The organism is Paenibacillus sp. FSL R7-0331 (assembly GCF_000758645.1).
Taxonomy (GTDB): domain Bacteria; phylum Bacillota; class Bacilli; order Paenibacillales; family Paenibacillaceae; genus Paenibacillus_AQ; species Paenibacillus_AQ camerounensis.
In genome coordinates this window covers 4,195,576-4,213,326 of record NZ_CP009284.1, presented here as the reverse complement: position 1 = coordinate 4,213,326, position 17,751 = coordinate 4,195,576, and the positions used below count along the sequence as shown (strand labels likewise).

Annotated in this window: 22 protein-coding genes; all 22 read left to right on the top strand. The window is 48.5% G+C overall.

What is annotated here, in order from left to right; all coding sequences use genetic code 11:
• Positions 1-16 precede the first annotated feature (16 nt).
• The 22 genes from hslU to fliQ all read left to right on the top strand — a co-directional run bounded on the left by hslU (position 17) and on the right by fliQ (position 17,751).
• Positions 17-1,417 carry an ATP-dependent protease ATPase subunit HslU gene (gene hslU / locus R70331_RS17895; protein WP_042177541.1) on the top strand — a complete coding sequence of 467 codons (1,401 nt, stop codon included), beginning with the start codon at positions 17-19 and terminating at the stop codon, positions 1,415-1,417.
• 378 nt (positions 1,418-1,795) lie between these two features.
• Positions 1,796-2,203, top strand: coding sequence for a flagellar basal body rod protein FlgB (flgB, locus tag R70331_RS17890; protein WP_042177538.1), 408 nt, complete (start codon positions 1,796-1,798; stop codon positions 2,201-2,203).
• Positions 2,204-2,209: 6 nt separating this feature from the next.
• The gene (gene flgC / locus R70331_RS17885) at positions 2,210-2,662 is read left to right on the top strand and encodes a flagellar basal body rod protein FlgC (protein ID WP_042177536.1); all 453 of its coding nucleotides are present in this window, start codon (positions 2,210-2,212) and stop codon (positions 2,660-2,662) included.
• Between the two features lie 30 nt (positions 2,663-2,692).
• Entirely contained in the window at positions 2,693-3,001 is a 309-nt protein-coding gene (gene fliE, locus R70331_RS17880; protein ID WP_042177534.1) for a flagellar hook-basal body complex protein FliE, read from the top strand.
• A 34-nt stretch (positions 3,002-3,035) separates the two neighbouring features.
• Positions 3,036-4,628, top strand: a complete 1,593-nt coding sequence (fliF, locus tag R70331_RS17875) for a flagellar basal-body MS-ring/collar protein FliF (RefSeq protein WP_042177532.1) — start codon at positions 3,036-3,038, stop codon at positions 4,626-4,628.
• A 4-nt stretch (positions 4,629-4,632) separates the two neighbouring features.
• Positions 4,633-5,649: a flagellar motor switch protein FliG gene (fliG, locus tag R70331_RS17870; protein ID WP_042177531.1), complete on the top strand. Its 1,017-nt coding sequence runs from the start codon at positions 4,633-4,635 to the stop codon at positions 5,647-5,649.
• Positions 5,642-6,490, top strand: a complete 849-nt coding sequence (locus R70331_RS17865) for a FliH/SctL family protein (RefSeq protein WP_042177530.1) — start codon at positions 5,642-5,644, stop codon at positions 6,488-6,490. Before fliG ends, R70331_RS17865 begins: the two co-directional genes overlap by 8 nt.
• Positions 6,483-7,796, top strand: coding sequence for a flagellar protein export ATPase FliI (gene fliI / locus R70331_RS17860; RefSeq protein ID WP_039878987.1), 1,314 nt, complete (start codon positions 6,483-6,485; stop codon positions 7,794-7,796). The genes R70331_RS17865 and fliI overlap by 8 nt, the downstream gene beginning before the upstream one ends.
• Before the next feature lie 6 nt (positions 7,797-7,802).
• A complete protein-coding gene (fliJ, locus tag R70331_RS17855) occupies positions 7,803-8,246 on the top strand; it encodes a flagellar export protein FliJ (RefSeq protein WP_042177528.1) in 444 nt (147 codons plus the stop codon).
• Between the two features lie 18 nt (positions 8,247-8,264).
• Entirely contained in the window at positions 8,265-9,212 is a 948-nt protein-coding gene (locus tag R70331_RS17850) for a MotE family protein (protein ID WP_052419099.1), read from the top strand.
• Positions 9,213-9,239: 27 nt separating this feature from the next.
• On the top strand, positions 9,240-10,757 hold the full coding sequence (locus tag R70331_RS30565) for a flagellar hook-length control protein FliK (protein WP_052419098.1): 1,518 nt from the start codon (positions 9,240-9,242) through the stop codon (positions 10,755-10,757).
• A 28-nt stretch (positions 10,758-10,785) separates the two neighbouring features.
• On the top strand, positions 10,786-11,280 hold the full coding sequence (gene flgD / locus R70331_RS17840) for a flagellar hook assembly protein FlgD (protein WP_042177527.1): 495 nt from the start codon (positions 10,786-10,788) through the stop codon (positions 11,278-11,280).
• Positions 11,277-11,657 (top strand): TIGR02530 family flagellar biosynthesis protein, encoded by a 381-nt coding sequence (locus R70331_RS17835; protein ID WP_042177526.1) that lies wholly within the window; start codon positions 11,277-11,279, stop codon positions 11,655-11,657. The genes flgD and R70331_RS17835 overlap by 4 nt, the downstream gene beginning before the upstream one ends.
• A gap of 123 nt (positions 11,658-11,780) precedes the next feature.
• A complete protein-coding gene (flgG, locus tag R70331_RS17830) occupies positions 11,781-12,599 on the top strand; it encodes a flagellar basal body rod protein FlgG (RefSeq protein ID WP_042177525.1) in 819 nt (272 codons plus the stop codon).
• A 119-nt stretch (positions 12,600-12,718) separates the two neighbouring features.
• A complete protein-coding gene (locus tag R70331_RS17825; protein WP_039874275.1) occupies positions 12,719-12,943 on the top strand; it encodes a flagellar FlbD family protein in 225 nt (74 codons plus the stop codon).
• Positions 12,940-13,407, top strand: a complete 468-nt coding sequence (locus R70331_RS17820; protein ID WP_042177524.1) for a flagellar basal body-associated FliL family protein — start codon at positions 12,940-12,942, stop codon at positions 13,405-13,407. The genes R70331_RS17825 and R70331_RS17820 overlap by 4 nt, the downstream gene beginning before the upstream one ends.
• A 39-nt stretch (positions 13,408-13,446) precedes the next feature.
• A complete protein-coding gene (fliM, locus tag R70331_RS17815) occupies positions 13,447-14,445 on the top strand; it encodes a flagellar motor switch protein FliM (protein WP_042177523.1) in 999 nt (332 codons plus the stop codon).
• On the top strand, positions 14,435-15,763 hold the full coding sequence (gene fliY / locus R70331_RS17810; protein WP_042177522.1) for a flagellar motor switch phosphatase FliY: 1,329 nt from the start codon (positions 14,435-14,437) through the stop codon (positions 15,761-15,763). The genes fliM and fliY overlap by 11 nt, the downstream gene beginning before the upstream one ends.
• Positions 15,764-15,789: 26 nt before the next feature.
• Complete coding sequence (locus R70331_RS17805; RefSeq protein ID WP_039874260.1) at positions 15,790-16,155, top strand: response regulator; 366 nt, start codon at positions 15,790-15,792, stop codon at positions 16,153-16,155.
• A 13-nt stretch (positions 16,156-16,168) separates the two neighbouring features.
• Positions 16,169-16,696, top strand: coding sequence for a flagellar biosynthetic protein FliO (locus R70331_RS17800; protein ID WP_042177521.1), 528 nt, complete (start codon positions 16,169-16,171; stop codon positions 16,694-16,696).
• A complete protein-coding gene (gene fliP, locus R70331_RS17795) occupies positions 16,693-17,460 on the top strand; it encodes a flagellar type III secretion system pore protein FliP (RefSeq protein ID WP_042177520.1) in 768 nt (255 codons plus the stop codon). Before R70331_RS17800 ends, fliP begins: the two co-directional genes overlap by 4 nt.
• A 21-nt stretch (positions 17,461-17,481) precedes the next feature.
• Complete coding sequence (gene fliQ, locus R70331_RS17790; RefSeq protein WP_042177519.1) at positions 17,482-17,751, top strand: flagellar biosynthesis protein FliQ; 270 nt, start codon at positions 17,482-17,484, stop codon at positions 17,749-17,751.

Sequence of the window (17,751 nt, the reverse complement as noted above, 5' to 3'; positions counted from 1 at the left end):
GAGGGAGGAAGTCGTAATGGTGAATCAATCGCTAACACCCCGCCAGATCGTCGCTGAACTTGATAAATATATCGTAGGCCAGAAGCAGGCTAAGAAGTCAGTGGCAGTAGCCCTGCGTAACCGTTACCGCCGCAGCCAGCTTAGTGAAGAGCTGCGTGATGAAATAGTTCCAAAAAACATTTTGATGATCGGGCCTACAGGCGTCGGGAAAACTGAAATTGCCCGCAGACTGGCCAAGCTGGTTAATGCCCCGTTTATTAAAGTTGAAGCTACTAAATTTACCGAAGTCGGTTATGTTGGCCGAGATGTGGAATCGATGGTCCGGGATCTGGTCGAGACCTCGATCCGGATGGTTAAGCTTGAACGGACGGAAAAGGTAAAAGACCGCGCCGAGGAGCTCGCTAATGAACGGATCGTTTCGATTCTGGCACCATCCTCCTCCAAAAGTAAATCCCAGCGCAATCCGTTTGAAATGATCTTTGGCGGGAATGCCGGTGCTTCCGATGATGTTAAGGAGGAGCCGGAGGATGGAAGCCTTAGTGAACGCCGCCGCGGCATCAAATTCAAGCTGCTGGCAGGACAGCTGGAGGAAGACATCATTGAGATTGATGTGGAGGATACCGCACCGACGATGCTCGATATGTTTGCCGGCCAGGGAAATGACCAGATGGGTATGAATATGCAGGAAATGTTCGGCAATCTGCTGCCTAAACGGACCAAGAAACGCAAGCTGCCGATCAAGGAAGCGCGCAAGGTGCTTATTCAGGATGAGGCTGCCAAGCTGATTGATATGGATGATGTGATTCAGGAGTCCGTTGCCCGTGCAGAGCAGTCCGGCATTATTTTTATTGATGAAATTGATAAGGTAGCCAGCCAGGGGAAAGGATCGGGGCCTGATGTCTCGCGTGAAGGCGTACAGCGTGATATTCTGCCTATCGTAGAAGGTTCTACGGTTATGACCAAGTACGGGCCTGTGAAGACTGACTACGTGCTGTTCATTGCGGCAGGGGCTTTCCATATCGCCAAGCCTTCCGATCTTATTCCGGAGCTTCAAGGCCGTTTTCCGATTCGTGTTGAGCTGAGCAGTCTGACGCTGGAGGACTTTGTGTCCATTCTGACTGAGCCGCAGAATGCGCTCACCAAGCAGTATGTGAATCTGCTTAAAACAGAGAACATTGAAATTCAATTCCAAGCGGATGCGATTCAGGAAATTGCCAGAATTGCTGCCTCTGTCAACCAGAATATGGAGAACATCGGAGCTCGTCGTCTGCATACTATCCTTGAAAAGCTGTTAGAAGACCTTTCGTTTGAGGCGCCGGAGCTGACGCTGGAGACTATGGTGATCACACCGGAGTATGTTCGCGAAAAACTGTCAGGAATCGCGCAGGACCGCGATTTAAGCCAATATATCCTGTAATGATGGAAGATTTGGATTTACTTTAAATTTAGGTATATTGAATTAGTGACTTGCATAAAAGTCCTGAGAAACAGCTAAAACGTGTAATAAAATGCTAAATAAAAGCATATTATGGCATATAACTGGTAGCAATTTGAAAAAACATGCTTTAAGCCCTCTCTTTTCTGAAAAGATAGGGCTTATTTCTTATTGTAATAATATACAAATTCTACGAAAATCAATGTATATGAGATTGCCAATAGAATCATCCATCGACACCTTTCGACTGCTCATTCAAGAAAATAGTAAGATTTTTAGCTTTTTTTGTCGAATCAAGCAGGTATTCGCAAGAAGTTGTGGAATTCTTTTCATTATGATAGCTTTGGAAGGGGGATTTCGATGGGTTTGCTGAATAGTGTCAGTTTTCAGAGATTGCAGGGAGGCCTTGAGGCCGCCACTAAACGACAAAGTGTTCTGGCCAACAACATTGCCAATGCGGATACACCGGGCTTTAAACGCTCCGACGTTTCGTTTGAGAGCATACTCGCCGGGCAGGATAGCGGATTGAAGCCGACGCTCGGGGCGAAGGTAACGGATTCCCGCCACTTCCAATTCGGTTATGTTTCTGCCGCACCGGCTGCTGTTGTCAGCACAGAAGCTTCTACTTCGATGAATAACAACGACAACAATGTGGATATGGACAGGGAGATGGCGCTCAGTGCTGAGAATCAGCTCAGATACAACTCTTATGTCGAACAGTTAAACAGTCAGATTACTATGATGCGTACAGTTGTGCAGGGAGGGTAATATATAGTGAACTTTGGTAGCAGCTTTGGAATCAGCGCATCCGCGTTAACCGCCCAGCGGCTCAGGATGGACGTGATTTCCTCCAACATTGCCAATGCCGAAACGACCAGAGCCTCAGTAGTAGACGGTAAGGCTGTTCCGTACAAGCGCAAGCTTGTCGTGCTTGGAACCGAGCAGAACAACAGTTTTTCAAACATTCTTAATGCCAAAATGAACAGTGGCAACAGTGCTGAAGGGGTAAAGGTAAAGTCAATTATAGAGGACGATTCACCCTTGAAGCCGGTTTATAATCCGACCCATCCGGATGCTGACGCTGAGGGGTATGTATACATGCCTAACATCGATCTGACTAAAGAGATGGTGGATATGCTGTCTGCTTCACGTTCTTATGAAGCCAACATTACGATGCTGAATGCATCTAAAGCAATGGTAAGCAAGGCACTCGAAATTGGAAAATAATAGCTTGAGTGAACTTTAGGAGGGTAATCATTGATACAGAATCTTTTGATAGGAACACAAACAATCCAGCCTCTTGCCATGAAATCTGCAACAGCACAGACGGGGGGAGCGGCCGGTTCCGGTCAAAGCTTTGGAACTTATCTGGAAGACGCATTGAATCAGGTGGCTGCCCAGGAGCAGCAGGCCAAGGATATGAACAACAAATTTGTTTTGGGAGAAGTCAATATCGATGAGGCGATGATTTCTTCACAACAGGCATTGCTGAGTTTGCAGCTGACTACACAAGTCCGGAACAAAGTGATTGAAGCCTATCAGGAAATTATGAGAACTCAAATCTAAATGATCCTAGCTTAGTTTCGGATGGGGTGACACTGTGAATGAAAGATTTGCCCAATACAGGGAGAAGGCAACCGAGTATTGGAACAGATTTAGCGGTAAGCAAAAAATATTATTCTTTTCTACACTCTTTATCATCATTGTAATTATTATTGTTTTGACAATGCAGCTTTCGAAGACGGAATACGAAGTGGCTTTTCGGGATTTGGACAATACAGACTCCGCCGGAGTCATGACCTACCTGGATGGCGCGGGCATTCCTTACCGGCTAAGTCCAGACGGCAGAAGCATTTCAGTGCCAAGCACCCAAGCCAACCGCATTAAAATAGATATTGGTTCCCAGGGGATTGTGCAGGAGGGCTCCATCGGATACAAAGTTTTTGATGAGTCATCATCTATGATCGGCACGACAGACAGCGAGTTCAATGTTAAATATAACAACGCGCTGAATGGGGAAGTTGAACAGCTGATGAGGCGGATGCAGGGGATTAAGGATGTCAAAGTGCTGATTACTCTCCCGAAAGAGACTGTTTTTGCTTCTCAGGCGGGTCAGGAGCAGGCTTATGCATCAATTGTGCTTACGTTTGATCCGGGATTCAGGGCATCACAGGATAATATCGACGGATACTTCAATTTAGTGAAGACTGCCGTTCCTAATTTACCGGTTGACAACATTACGATCACGAGTAACGAAACTGAATTAATGCCTTCTGCCAGAGGCGGGCAAACGGGAATATCCAGCCAGGTCGAAGAGAACTTTGCCCTTCAAAAGAAATTTGAAGAGGAAGTCAAAAAGAATGTAAAGCAATTTCTCAGTACCTTAACAGGTCCTGATAAAGTGGATGTTCTGGTTTTTTCCAAGCTGAATTTCGATAAGGAAAGCCGGACGGAAGATATTGTTACACCTGTGGATATAGAGAATATGCGGGGGATTGAGATAAGCTCGCAGATTATCAGCAATACCTTTTCGGGTCAGAGTAACACTACCGGGGGGGTTGCGGGTACGGGATCGGAAGATGTCTCGGGTTATCCTTCGGGGGCTGACACAGGCACCTCTACTTCTGAAGAATCTTCGGAAACGAGAAACTATGAGGTCAACCGAATTACAAAGGATATAATCGCAAGCCCATATACTGTTAAAGATTTAACCATTAATGTTGCAGTTGAACCACCTGCAGGGCAAACAAATTTGGATGAGGCAACTTCAGGTGCAATCCAGAATATTTTAGTTAACATCGTACGCGCGTCACTGGCAGATTCAGGAGTCACTTATACAGACGCTGATTTGACTAAAAAAGTTTCGGTTTATTCCCAGCAGTTCGGGAGCAGTACAGCTGAAGCAGCCACAGGCGGTCTGGCTACCTGGATGATCTGGGCGATTGGAGCAGCAGCGCTGCTGGTTGGCGCAGGAGGCGGTTTCCTGATCTACCGGAGCCGCAAAAACAAACAATTGGAAGAAGAAGTGGAAGAAGATATTCCGCTGCAGGTACCTACCGAATTCCCGTCCATTAACTTGGAGAGCGTGACGAATGAAAGTCAGGTTCGCAAGCAGTTGGAGAGCCTGGCGAAGAAGAAGCCGGATGAATTCGTAAACCTGCTGCGTACATGGCTTGCAGATGAACAGAGGTGAACTAATGGCAAAAGCTAGCCAGCAGGGTCTCAGCGGCCGCCAAAAGGCGGCGATCCTGCTTATCACACTAGGGCCCGAGGTATCGGCGCAAATATTCAAACATCTACGTGACGAAGAAATCGAACAGCTGACTCTGGAAATAGCCAATGTCCGCAAGGTGGACAGCGGAGAGAAAGAGTCGATTATGTCTGAATTCCATCAGATCTGTCTTGCCCAGGAATATATTTCTCAAGGCGGTATCAATTACGCCAAGGAGATTCTGGAGAAGGCGCTGGGCTCCACGAAAGCACTTGAGGTTATTAACCGGTTGACTGCAACGCTGCAGGTCAGGCCTTTCGATTTTGCCCGTAAGGCTGACCCTAACCAGATTCTGAATTTCATTCAGAATGAGAATGTCCAGACTATCGCCCTTGTTCTGTCTTATCTGCAGTTTGAGCAGGCTGCCAGCATTCTGTCTTCCCTGCCTCAGGAGAAGCAGGCTGAGGTGGCGAGAAGAATTGCCATTATGGACAGCACCTCGCCGGAGGTCGTTACCCAAATTGAGCGGGTGCTGGAACAGAAGCTTTCGGCTACAGTGACTCAGGATTATACTAATGCCGGCGGTATTGAATCGATCGTACAGATCCTGAACGGGGTTGACCGTGGGACAGAGCGTACCATTCTCGACTCGCTGGAAATTCAGGACCCTGAGCTGGCCGAAGAGATCAAAAAGCGGATGTTCGTATTCGAGGACATTGTCAATGTGGACAACCGCTCCATCCAGCGGATTATCAAGGATATCGAAAATGCAGACCTGCAGCTGGCTCTCAAGGTGGCAAGCGAAGAGGTGCGGGATGTTATTTTCCGCAATATGTCCAAACGGATGGCAGAAACCTTCCGCGAGGAAATGGAGTATATGGGTCCTGTGCGGCTGCGTGATGTTGAGGAAGCCCAGACACGCATCGTAGGCACGATCCGCAGACTGGAAGAATCCGGTGAAATTATCATCGCCCGTGGCGGAGGAGATGACATAATTGTCTAAGCTGATAAAACACTCCCAATATGTTCCGGTAGATGTGCTCAAACGGCTGGAACAAGCCAGACAGAATGCCGGAATTGCCGAAGAACCCGCAGTGTCGGACTCGGCAGGTGAGGTCCATTATCATGACCCGGCCCGTGAAGAGGCAGAGCAGAGCCGCCGGCAAATGCTGAAGGATGCTCAGGAATTTGCTGAAGAACAGGTGCGGGGCGCATCGCTGGAAGCTGAAAATATTGTGGAATCGGCAAAGACAGAAGCGGAAGAATGGTGGCGCCAGCGACGGGAGCAGGACGAGCATCTGATAGAAGCAGTCAAATCCGAAGCGTTTCAGCAGGGGTATCAGGAGGGGCTGACTCAGGCTGAACATGAAATGGCCAAACGAATGAATGAGATGATGGAAGAAGCGCGTATGGTGCTGCAGGAAGCTTACAAGGCGCGCGATGTCATTATTCAGGAAGCGGAACCTTTCCTGGTGGAGCTGAGCTGCTCTATTGCTGAAAAGATAGTGGACAAGCAGCTGACGGTTGAGCCGCAGTTCGCCATGGATCTGATCCGCAAAAATCTGGCGCGCAAACGGGAGCAGGGATTGATCTCCCTGTGTGTCTCCCCTTCGCAATTCTCCTTTGTTAATGCGGCAAGGGAAGAGCTTGCACTTGCGGTGGATTCACAGGCCGAACTTCAGATTCTGCCTGATTCAACAGTAAAGGATATGGGATGTGTCATCCGTTCCTCCTTCGGCAGTATCGATGCTCGGATTGATACCCAGCTTTCAGAAATTAAAAAATCACTGGTGAGAATCGCACTGGACACTGAGGAGCACAGAAATGGGGAAGCCGATGCTTGACAGTGGACGGTATAAAGAACATTTGCGGAATTTTGACCCGGTTAGGATTAATGGTAAGGTTACCCAGGTTATAGGATTGATGGTGGAATCCGAAGGTCCTGATGCCAGTATCGGTGATGTATGCTATATCTACCCTGCCAAAGGCAACAAACCTCTTCAGGCTGAGGTGGTGGGGTTTCGGGACAACAAGGTGCTGCTAATGCCGCTTGGTGAGCTTCAGGCAATCGGGCCTGGCTGTGACGTGGTTGGGACCGGCAAACCGCTGAGCGTCCAGGTAGGCTCTGAGCTGCTGGGCAAAGTGCTAGACGGACTTGGACAGCCGCTTGACGGCTCATTGATTCCGGCACGGATGCCGCACAGCTCTACCTTTAATATTCCGTCCAATCCGCTGACACGTCCTCGTGTGCATGAACCGATCAGCATCGGCGTCAGAGCAATTGACGGTTTGCTGACAATCGGTAAGGGTCAGCGGGTAGGCATTTTCGCAGGCTCAGGGGTAGGTAAGAGTACGCTGATGGGAATGATTGCCCGTAATACCGCAGCCGATGTCAATGTTATTGCATTAGTAGGGGAACGCGGAAGAGAAGTGCTTGATTTTATTGAACGTGATCTAGGTCCTGAAGGACTGCAGCGGTCGGTTGTCGTGGTTGCTACATCTGATCAGCCCGCGCTGATCCGGATCAAGGGGGCACTGATTGCTACTACCATCGCTGAATATTTCCGGGACCGGGGTCTCAACGTCATGCTGATGATGGACTCGGTTACACGTTATGCGATGGCCCAGCGTGAAGTTGGACTTGCGGTCGGCGAACCGCCGGCTATGAGAGGCTATACACCTTCTGTATTTGCTAGTCTACCTAAGCTTCTGGAACGGGCAGGAACCGGTCCTACAGGCTCGATAACCGCCTTCTACACCGTGCTCGTTGACGGTGATGACATGAATGAGCCGATTGCTGATGCCGTGCGGGGGATTCTGGACGGACACATTGTCCTAAACCGCAGCATTGCCAATAAAGGACATTTTCCGGCTATCGACGTTCTGTCAAGCATAAGCCGAGTGATGAAGGATATCGCTCCTGAGGAACAAATTGCCGCGGCTGAGAATGTAAAGCGGCTGATGGCCGTGTATAAGGATTCTGAAGACTTAATCAATATCGGTGCCTACCAGAGAGGCTCCAACGCCCAGATTGACGAGTCCATGCATTATATCGACAGCATCTGGGAGTTCACCAAACAGAAGGTGAATGAGAAGGTAACCTTGTCCGAAGTTCAGCAGTCTTTAATTTCACAGTTCTCAAGGAGTTGATATGCAATGAGGTTCCATTATACTTTTCAAAAAGTGGTGGATTTGAAGGGCAACGAGAAAACACAGGCAGAGTGGATGCTCTCAACTGCACTCGGAGAACTGCAGGCACAGGAAAAAAGCCTAGATGAATTAATGGCCCAGCGCAGTTCACTGATGCTGTCGCTGCAGAACGCAGCTGAACAAAAAACACCCATGGCCAAAATTATTGAAATGCAGCATTATGTGCAGTACCTCGATTCCTGTATTGCCCGCAAGCACACAGACATCAGACGTGCCCATCAGGAGGTTCAGCATAAGCAGGATCATCTCAGCACAAAGGTGCTGGACGAGAAGGTCTGGCTGAAAGCCAGGGACAAGGCGAAAACTATTTTTCAGCAGGATATGATTTTACGGGAACAAAACGAACTGGATGAGATGGCTACCGTCCGCTTCGCGATGAAATCCCTCTAACCCGGGAGGTTTCCGCCAGTGGCTAATAACGATATGGAACTTGAAAACGAAGAGTCGGCAAGCAAATTCGAGCGGTTTTTGTTTCTGATGATACCGATTATTTTTACGCTCGTGCTGCTTGGAGTGCTGCTGACTCTTTTTAATATGGACATCCGCAACAAGGCGCTGGAGGTGGCTAACAAGATTCCGGTAGTGAATCAATGGATTCCTGACCCGGTTGTGGAGCCGGGAAGTGAAGCGGCAGAGGAAGAAGCAGCCTCAGGCGAGGAGCAGGCGGAAAGCTCGGAATCAACAATTAAAGAGCTGAAAGCCCAGGTTGCTGAAAAGGATGCCCAGCTGAAGCAGATTAATGATGAAAAGACTGCGCAGACTACACAGGTTGAAGCGCTGCAGAAGCAGATTGACACAATGACAGCAGAAGCTGCGGCTGCTGAGGCTGCCGTGGCGGAAGAGGACCCTTACCAGGACAAGGTGACCGAGCTTGCTAAACTGTATTCAGGAATGAAGGCATCCAAGGCAGCACCGATTATGGAGAACCTGACTACTGAAGAGCAGGTACAGATTATGAGTGCCATGAATACAGCCAGTAAAACGGCAATCCTGGAAAAAATGGATCCCCAAAAAGCTGCAGAAGTGTCAATAAAGCTAAAGGAAACAACCAATTCAACCGATATGGCTATTGCAGCCCTTCAATCAAGACTCAAACAGGACCAGGCAAGCACTACTGCAACACCTGCATCATCAGGTAATCTGGATCAGGAAAAGCTGAGCCAGACGTTCGCAACAATGCCGGCTGCTGAAGCGGCGACATTGCTGGGCTCAATGTACAGTGTCAGTCCGGACAAGGTTATCACAGTGCTGAATACAGTAGGAGACTCTGTAAGATCTTCAATCCTGGGTGAGATGACCAAGAATGACAGTGCGCTTACAGCGAAAATTCTAAACCGTCTGATGGGCGGTAAATAATTGCTTTGAAAGGAGGTGAAATCAAATATGAGTCTAGTTGTACCATCATTTTCAGGCGGCAATCTGCTGCAGGCAAGCGGAAGTGGCGGAACAGCCCCAGCTGCCGAAGCTACTTCCGCCGGTACTGCTTCAACAGTCCAGCCTTTTGCCCAGAGACTTGTTCAGACGATGAACGGAACAACCGGTACAGCTGTAACAGTACCTCAAACCGGAAGCCTTGTTTCATTGCTGCAAGGTCTGCTGGCTGCCGTACAGTCCGGCGGGGAAGAGGCAAGCGGAGCAGACAGCACAGGACATGCTGATTTAATGAAGAGTCTTGAAAACGATATGGAACAGCTTGATGAAAGTCTTGATGCCGACCCGGCGCTGCTGGCAGCTCTTCAGGGCTGGCTGCTGCAAGCGGCACAGTTGCTTTCCGGAGCACAAGTATCCGGTCAGGGAGCAGCTGACGAAGCAGCAGAAAGTGTGATGCTATCACCGCTCGCCCAGAATCCCGAAACAATCCGTTTCGCAGTGCAGGATGAGCTTAACGGTCTGGTTACTATGCTGCAGAAGGCAGCTGTGGAGGGTGATAAGGCGCTGGCAGGTTCAGGTGCTGAACTGTTAAATCAGTTTTCCGCTATCATGACTGAAGCTGCTGCTCCAGAGAGTAAAGCTAAGAGTAAGGGATTGAGTCATTCAGATCCAACTGCTCTGCTGCCAGTTAAAAACAATGCCGCAGCAGAAAGCGGAGGCAAGCCACAGACTGCTGAAAAAGTTGTTCCGGTCCTTGTTAATCCGTCAACTGCCGCAACAGCTGCTACAACTACAACTGCAATTCCGGCGGGTACAGCTGAACAATCTGATGTATCTCCCCTGGCACTTTCAGCAAATGCAGGAGAAGAAAAAAACCTTACAGTATTGTCTAAAACAGCTCATGCTGCGAACAATGGCACTACCGCTAAAGCAGAAGATTCTATGCCAGAAGTAGAAGTGACTGAGGACAGTAGTGATGTAGTGACAGCCGGCCAATTACTAATTAGAGAAGGCCTTGCAGCACCGCTAAAGGCTGAATTAGCCAAGGTGCCGGTCAGTCAATTTGCCCAGCAGATGGATACATTTATCAGTGGTAAACTGGAAATTGTAAGCAAAGGCGGAATAGCTGAGGCGACGATTACACTGTTCCCTGAAAATCTGGGGCAGGTCGATGTGAAGATTACAATGCAGAACGGGAATTTGATTGCCCAGTTTGCAACGGTACACTCCGGAGCTAAAGAAATGCTGGAGCAGCAGATGAGCCAGCTTCGAACAGCTCTTCAAGCTCAGGGAATTCAAGTGGAAAAGCTCGAAGTAACACAGAGCACAGCGCTTTTCTCGCAGTTTAATGATCAGCAGGGGCGCCAGCAAAATTCAGGGGGCCAGCAGAACAGAAATTCCAGAGACCGGCGTGAGGATATCGAGGATGCAGTGCTCGCTGCTGAGCTGAATGGCGAGTTTAAGGAATGGGCTGCGAACAACCGGCAGGAAATGTGGAACCAGAGCGGAGGCTTTTCGGCCAAGGCATAGCTTAAATGAATTGCGAGGTGAATTATAAATGGCATCAACTACACCTGTCTCTAATAATAATCAGTGGAATTATGTAGCAAATAATTCTCAAACAACCAAAACAACCGGTAGCTCTACGCTGGGCAAAGACCAGTTTTTGAAAATACTGATCACTCAGCTGCAGAACCAGGATCCGATGCAGCCGATGGAGGATAAGGAATTTATCGCTCAGATGGCACAATTCTCATCAGTGGAACAATTAATGAATATTTCAACTCAGCTCACCGCCATGAATCAGTCTCTGGGCTCCGTTTCCGGGCTGATCGGCAAGGATATTACCTGGACTGATGTATCTACAGAGCTGCCGAAGTCAGGTAATGTAGAATCTATTGTAGTCAGCAGCGGTGTACAATACGCGGTTGTAGGCAGTGAGCGTATTGCTCTGACTAATATTACCCAAATAATGAATGCAGCTGCAAAAGCCGAAACTGTCAGCGGAAATGAAGCACAGGAAAGCGGCGGGGAGAGCGGGGAGAGCATATGAGTGAGCGGCTGACTATAGGCCAGCTGTACCCTAGCGCAGTTCATCCGCAGGTGCTCCAAAGATCACACACGGCTAAAACCGCCGGCAGTGAAGCCAGCTTTGAGAGTGTGCTGCAGAAGAATATGCTTAAGTTCAGCAACCATGCCGCCAAACGGCTTGAGCAGCGGGGAATTGAGCTTGGCAGCCGCCAGCTGGACCAGATTTCGAATGCCGTAGAGAAGGCTGCTGCCAAAGGCAGCAAAGAATCTCTGATATTGATGAAGGACATGGCGCTTATTGTAAGTGTGCCGAACCGTACAGTGGTAACAGCGATGGATGGTAATTCAATGAAGGATAATGTATTTACGCAAATTGACAGTGCAGTGATCATTTCATAACCGGCCGGTCCTAACCGGAGAGCCGGAATGGCCGCCGACCGACTGACGCGGCCATGTCAGAATGAACCTATTTCATTAATATATGAAGAGTCTGCTGACTCTCAATCTAGGAGGACAATAACAATGTTAAGATCTATGTATTCAGGCGTTTCGGGTATGCGCGGATTTCAGACGAAGCTGGATGTTATCGGTAACAACATTGCCAACGTGAATACAATCGGCTTCAAATCCGGCCGCGTTATGTTCAAAGACATCATGAGCCAGACGATCTCCGGTGTCTCTGCACCTGTAGACGGCGGACAGGGCGGTGTAAATGCCAAACAGGTTGGACTTGGGGTAAGCATCGGCTCGGTCGATACTCTTCATCTGCAAGGCAGTGCGATGACCACCAACAATCCGACCGATCTGCGGATTGACGGAGACGGCTTCTTCCTGGTACGGCTGTCTGATGACCAGGAGACCCCTTTCCTGACGCGGGCCGGTGATTTCCATGTGGATGCGAGCCGTAACCTGATCACTTCTGACGGCATGCATGTACTGGATTCTGACGGGGAAGCGATTCAGCTCGGTGAGGATGTAACTGCATTCTCAATCTCAAGCGACGGTACCATTGTGCAGACAATGGCTGACGGCACTACGGAGGCTGGTGTACAGATCGGTGTTGCTAAAGTAAGCAACCCGCAGGGTCTGGAAAAAATCGGCGGTAATCTGTTCCGGATGACATTGAACGCCAATGCGGAAGGCGAGCTTGCCCCGACGACAGCAAATAATGCTGAGGTGGGAACAGGCTCAATCGTGGCAGGCCAGCTGGAAATGTCCAACGTCGACCTGACCGGTGAATTTACGGAGATGATCGTAACTCAGCGCGGTTTCCAGGCGAATTCCCGGATCATCACTACCTCCGATGAAATCCTTCAGGAAGTTGTAAACCTGAAACGCTAATTTTTTAGCCATCATCACAAACTTGCTGTATAATAATAACGTTTCGCCTTTTGGCGCAGCTGTTATTGCGAAGTCGCGGGGGGGAACTCCTCCCCCTATTTTTTGTTAGGAGGCCTGTTATGATCTCGGTAACAAGATTGAACGGGGCGCCCATGTGGCTGAATGCCCTGCTTGTAGAAATGGTAGAAGAAAGTCCGGATACGTACATTACGCTTGTAACAGGTAAAAGATTGATCGTGCTTGAGAAGGCAGAAGAGGTAATAACTAAAATTCGGGATTATAACAGGGACATAGGCACATATGCTGCCACCATTAAAGTCCAATCAATGGAGGAGCTTTCATGAAAAAGATGCTGCCGTGGCTCATTACGATTTTACTGGCAATTACGCTTATTCTGGTTGCCGCATTTTTACTGATGGATAGGATTTTTCCAAGTGATGTCAACGATGTAAATGCAGCTGTCCAGAATATGGAAGTCGAAAGATTAAGCGCTGACGAAATCGTTGAGCTGTCATCAGAAATCACAGACATCAAAACTAATCTTGCCGACACCGATTATATCGTTTTAATAAATTTTGCATTTCAGCTGGATACCGTCAAGGCCAAGGAAGATTTTGAAAAGATCAAGGACCTCAAGATCAAACCGCTGCTGATCAAAACACTTGCCGATACAAAGCCTGAGGAACTAAACGGGGCGAACGGCAAGGATCAATTGAGCAGCAAACTGGTAAATCTGATAAACAAGACCTTAACTGAAGGCAAGCTGACCCAGGTTGAAGTAACAAACTTCATTATGACTTCCATTTAGCTGCTGACAGGATAATTCCTTGATAGGGGGGTGAATAAATTGGTTGATGTACTATCACAAAATGAAATTGATGCTCTGCTTGCCGCACTATCTTCGGGTGAAATGGATGCCGATGAGCTGAAAAAAGAAGAAACCCAGAAAAGAATCCGTTCTTACGATTTCAAACGGGCTGTACGCTTTTCAAAGGATCATATCCGCAGTCTTACGCGTATCCATGACAATTTCGCCCGCTATCTTACTACCTATTTCTCGGCCCAATTACGCACCTTCGTACAGATCAATGTCGTTCAAGTAGAGCAGCTCCCTTATGATGAGTTTATCCGCTCCATTCCCAAAATGACGATTTTGAACATTTTTGAAGCGGAGCCGCTGGAAGGCCGTATGGTGATGGAAGTGCATCCGAATATTGCGTTTGCAATGCTGGACAGAATGCTCGGCGGGTTCGGCACAGCTCCCACCAAAATTACCACATTGACCGAAATCGAAACAACCATTATGGAAAGGATCTTTAGCAGGTGCTTTGAGAGTCTGCAGGAGGCCTGGAAAACCGTGCTTGACATTAATCCCCGGATGGAAGGGCTCGAGACCAATCCGCAGTTCATGCAGATTGTCTCGCCGAATGAAACGATCGCCCTGATCTCCCTAAGTACCAAAATTGGCGATACTACCGGGATGATCAATCTATGTATCCCTCACGTCGTTCTTGAACCGATTATGTCAAGGCTTTCCGTCCATCAATGGTTTGTATCAGAGAAGAAGGTTCGGGACGAAGTTGAATTAGAGGCGATAAGGTCGAGAGTTAACATGGCGCAGCTGCCAATTGTAGCAGAGCTAGGCGAATCGAGGTTATCCATTGCTGAATTTCTCGGGCTTAGTGTAGGCGACGTTATCTCTCTGAACAAGACAGTGGATGCAGGCTTGTCCATTAAAGTAGGGGACAGGCTAAAATTCATCGGAAGTCCCGGGATGATAAAGGATCGAGTAGCTGTACAAATAGACGAGATTGTCAGTGAAGGAGTTGAAGAGTTTGACGAGTAAAGATTATTTATCCCAGGAAGAGATCGATGCTCTTCTCAGGCAATCTGCGGAAGGCTCTCTGGCACCCGAGGTTAAGACAGTTGATGACTTTCTGACCCCGTTTGAGCAGGATGCCTTGGGAGAAATCGGAAATATTACATTCGGCAGTGCAGCAACTGCACTCTCTACCCTGCTTGGCAAAAAGGTTGATATTACTACTCCGAAGGTATCCATTATTACCCGCAGCGAATTTGAAGAAGCATTTCCGAAGCCGCATGTAGCCGTTCATGTACAGTATGTGGATGGATTCCAGGGAATTAACTCCCTGGTTATCAAAATCCGTGATGCCCAGGTTATCGCAGATCTCATGCTCGGCGGTGAAGGTGAACCCAAGGATGAAGAGCTGAACGAGATTCACATCAGTGCGGTGCAGGAAGCCATGAACCAGATGATGGGTTCTTCAGCGACATCCATGTCAACCATCTTCAACAGGTTCGTCAATATTTCTCCTCCGGGTATTGATATTCTAAATATGTCTAGCGGTGAAGGTGTAGGCAGCCTGCCCGATGATGAAACGCTCATTCAAATCTCCTTCCGCTTAAAGATCGGGGATTTGATTGACTCAACGATCATGCAGCTCCTGCCTGTGCAGTTCGCTAAGGATATGGTAACCATGCTGCTGGGTGATGTCGGCCAGCCTGAGCAGGAAACCGCAGCAGCACGGACTGAAGCGCCGCCGGCGCCAGCGGCCTCTGCACCGCCTGCCTCTGAGCCGGCACCGCAAATGCCGCCGGCACAGCAAGCTCCGCCGCAGCAGGGCGGAATTCCGCCGCAGTATCCTCCACAGGGAGTGCCGCCGTATCCGGGAATGGAGGGGGGCTATTATTATCCTCCAGCAGGAATGCCGGCTTACGGAATGCCGGGAATGCCGCCATATGGCATGCCTCCGTACGGAATGCCGCAGCAGGGCATGCCTTATGAGCAGGCTCCGCCGCAGACACCGCAGCCAAACCGCAACGTAAACGTACAGCCTGTACAGTTTGCTAACCTGAGTGCAGGAGCTTTTGGCAATGTTGATGAAAATAATTTAAATTTATTGATGGACATACCACTGAGAGTAACCGTAGAATTAGGAAGGACCCAAAAGCAGATCAAAGATATTCTGGAAATGTCGCAAGGCTCGATTATCGAGCTGGACAAGCTGGCCGGTGAGCCTGTTGACATTCTGGTAAACAACAAGCTGATCGCCAAAGGGGAAGTCGTAGTTATTGACGAAAACTTCGGGGTTCGCGTTACGGATATCGTCAGCCAGTGGGACCGAATCCAAAAATTACAATAAACATACTTAGGGAGGATTTTTTAAAAATGGCTAACCGAATTCTAATCGTGGACGATGCAGCATTTATGAGAATGATGATCCGTGACATTTTGTCGAAAAACGGATTTGAAGTAGTGGGGGAAGCCCAAGACGGCTCGCAGGCAATCGAGAAGTTCAAAGAGCTGCGCCCGGATCTGATTACAATGGACATTACAATGCCTGAAATGGACGGCATTGCCGCCCTTAAGGAAATTAAAAAAGTGGATGCCAACGCCAAAGTCATCATGTGCTCAGCCATGGGTCAGCAGGCTATGGTTATTGATGCTATTCAAGCCGGTGCAAAGGACTTTATTGTGAAGCCTTTCCAGGCAGACCGTGTTGTTGAAGCGATCAACAAAACGCTGGGCGTATAGGCAGGAATAAGGCATGTTAGCCAATTCCGAAATGCTCGGAGACAGCAATCCCCTGCTGAGTTTAATTAAGGTTATTTTTGTGCTTGCCATCATTGTTGTACTTATAGTGCTGCTGATCCGTTTTCTCGGTCACCGCAATCAGACTTTAATGAGCGGGCAATCCATCCGGACGCTTGGAGCGGTCGGCATGGGGCCCAACAAGTCAGTGCAGATACTGGAAATCGGGGGCAGCCTCTACTTAATCGGGGTCGGTGAGAATATTTCCATGCTGGATAAAATCACTGATCCTGCCGAAGTGGCGATTATCATTTCAAGATTCGAGGATCAGGCGGCAGGACAGAATAATCTTCTGGTACCGCTCCTGTCCAGGATCAAGGCAAAGGTACGCAGAGAGGTGCCCTCCCAGGAAATTGAATTGAATGAAACATCCTCTTTTTATGAGACCTTGCAATCCAAGCTTGCGCAATCGCCTGAGCGTAAAGAGAAAATGGAAGAGCTTCTCCGGGATGATAGTCTTAAGGATGAGTCGAGGAATTTATGAACAAAAAGCTGATTCTTTCTTTTCTGTTGCTCGGTGTATTCAGTATGCTGCTCTTGCATCCGATTCACGCAGATCCTATTCCGAATATTAACATTCAGGTCGGAGGCAGTGACAGTGCAGCAGGCGGGGGTACCAGCTCCATCTCGATTCTGCTCCTTGTGACAGTTTTGAGTGTGGCCCCTGCTTTTCTAGTTCTTATGACCAGCTTTACACGAATTGTCATCGTGCTTGGTTTTGTCAGAACCTCTCTGGGCACTCAGCAGATGCCCCCGAACCAGGTGCTGGTGGGGCTTGCGTTGTTCCTCACCCTGTTTATAATGTCGCCTACGCTCTCACAGGTGAATGAACAGGCTTTGCAGCCCTATATGAACGGGACGCTTAATCAATCCGAAGCGCTCACCAGAGCAGCTGATCCGATGAAGGAATTTATGTTTAAGCAGACGAACACCAAAGATCTGCTGCTGTTTATGAATTACACCGGCGGCAACGCTACGGTTAAGCCTGAAACCTACAGCGATATTCCGCTTACTGTTATGGTGCCTGCTTTTGCCATCGGTGAAATGAAAAAGGCATTTATGATGGGGTTCATGATCTTTATCCCCTTTTTGATTATTGATGTTGTAGTTTCAAGTACTTTGATGGCTATGGGGATGATGATGCTTCCCCCGGTGATGATCTCATTGCCTTTCAAAATAATGCTCTTTGTACTGGTCGACGGCTGGTATCTGGTCGTTCAGTCCCTGCTGCTAAGTTTCAACACCTGACAATAAGAGGAGGCGTGTGGGATGAATGCGGAGTTTATCATCGGTCTGGCAGGCCAAGCCGTATATTTGATACTTGAAACAAGTGCCCCCATGCTAATTCTTGGTTTGGTGGTGGGACTTATCGTCAGTATCTTTCAGGCAACAACACAGATTCAGGAGCAGACCTTGGCATTTGTTCCGAAAATTGTTGCTGTACTACTGGCCTTACTGGTTTTTGGCCCTTGGATAATAACTAAGCTTGTAGATTTTACCCGTCAAATTTTGGGCAGTCTCTATATGTATATCGGTTAA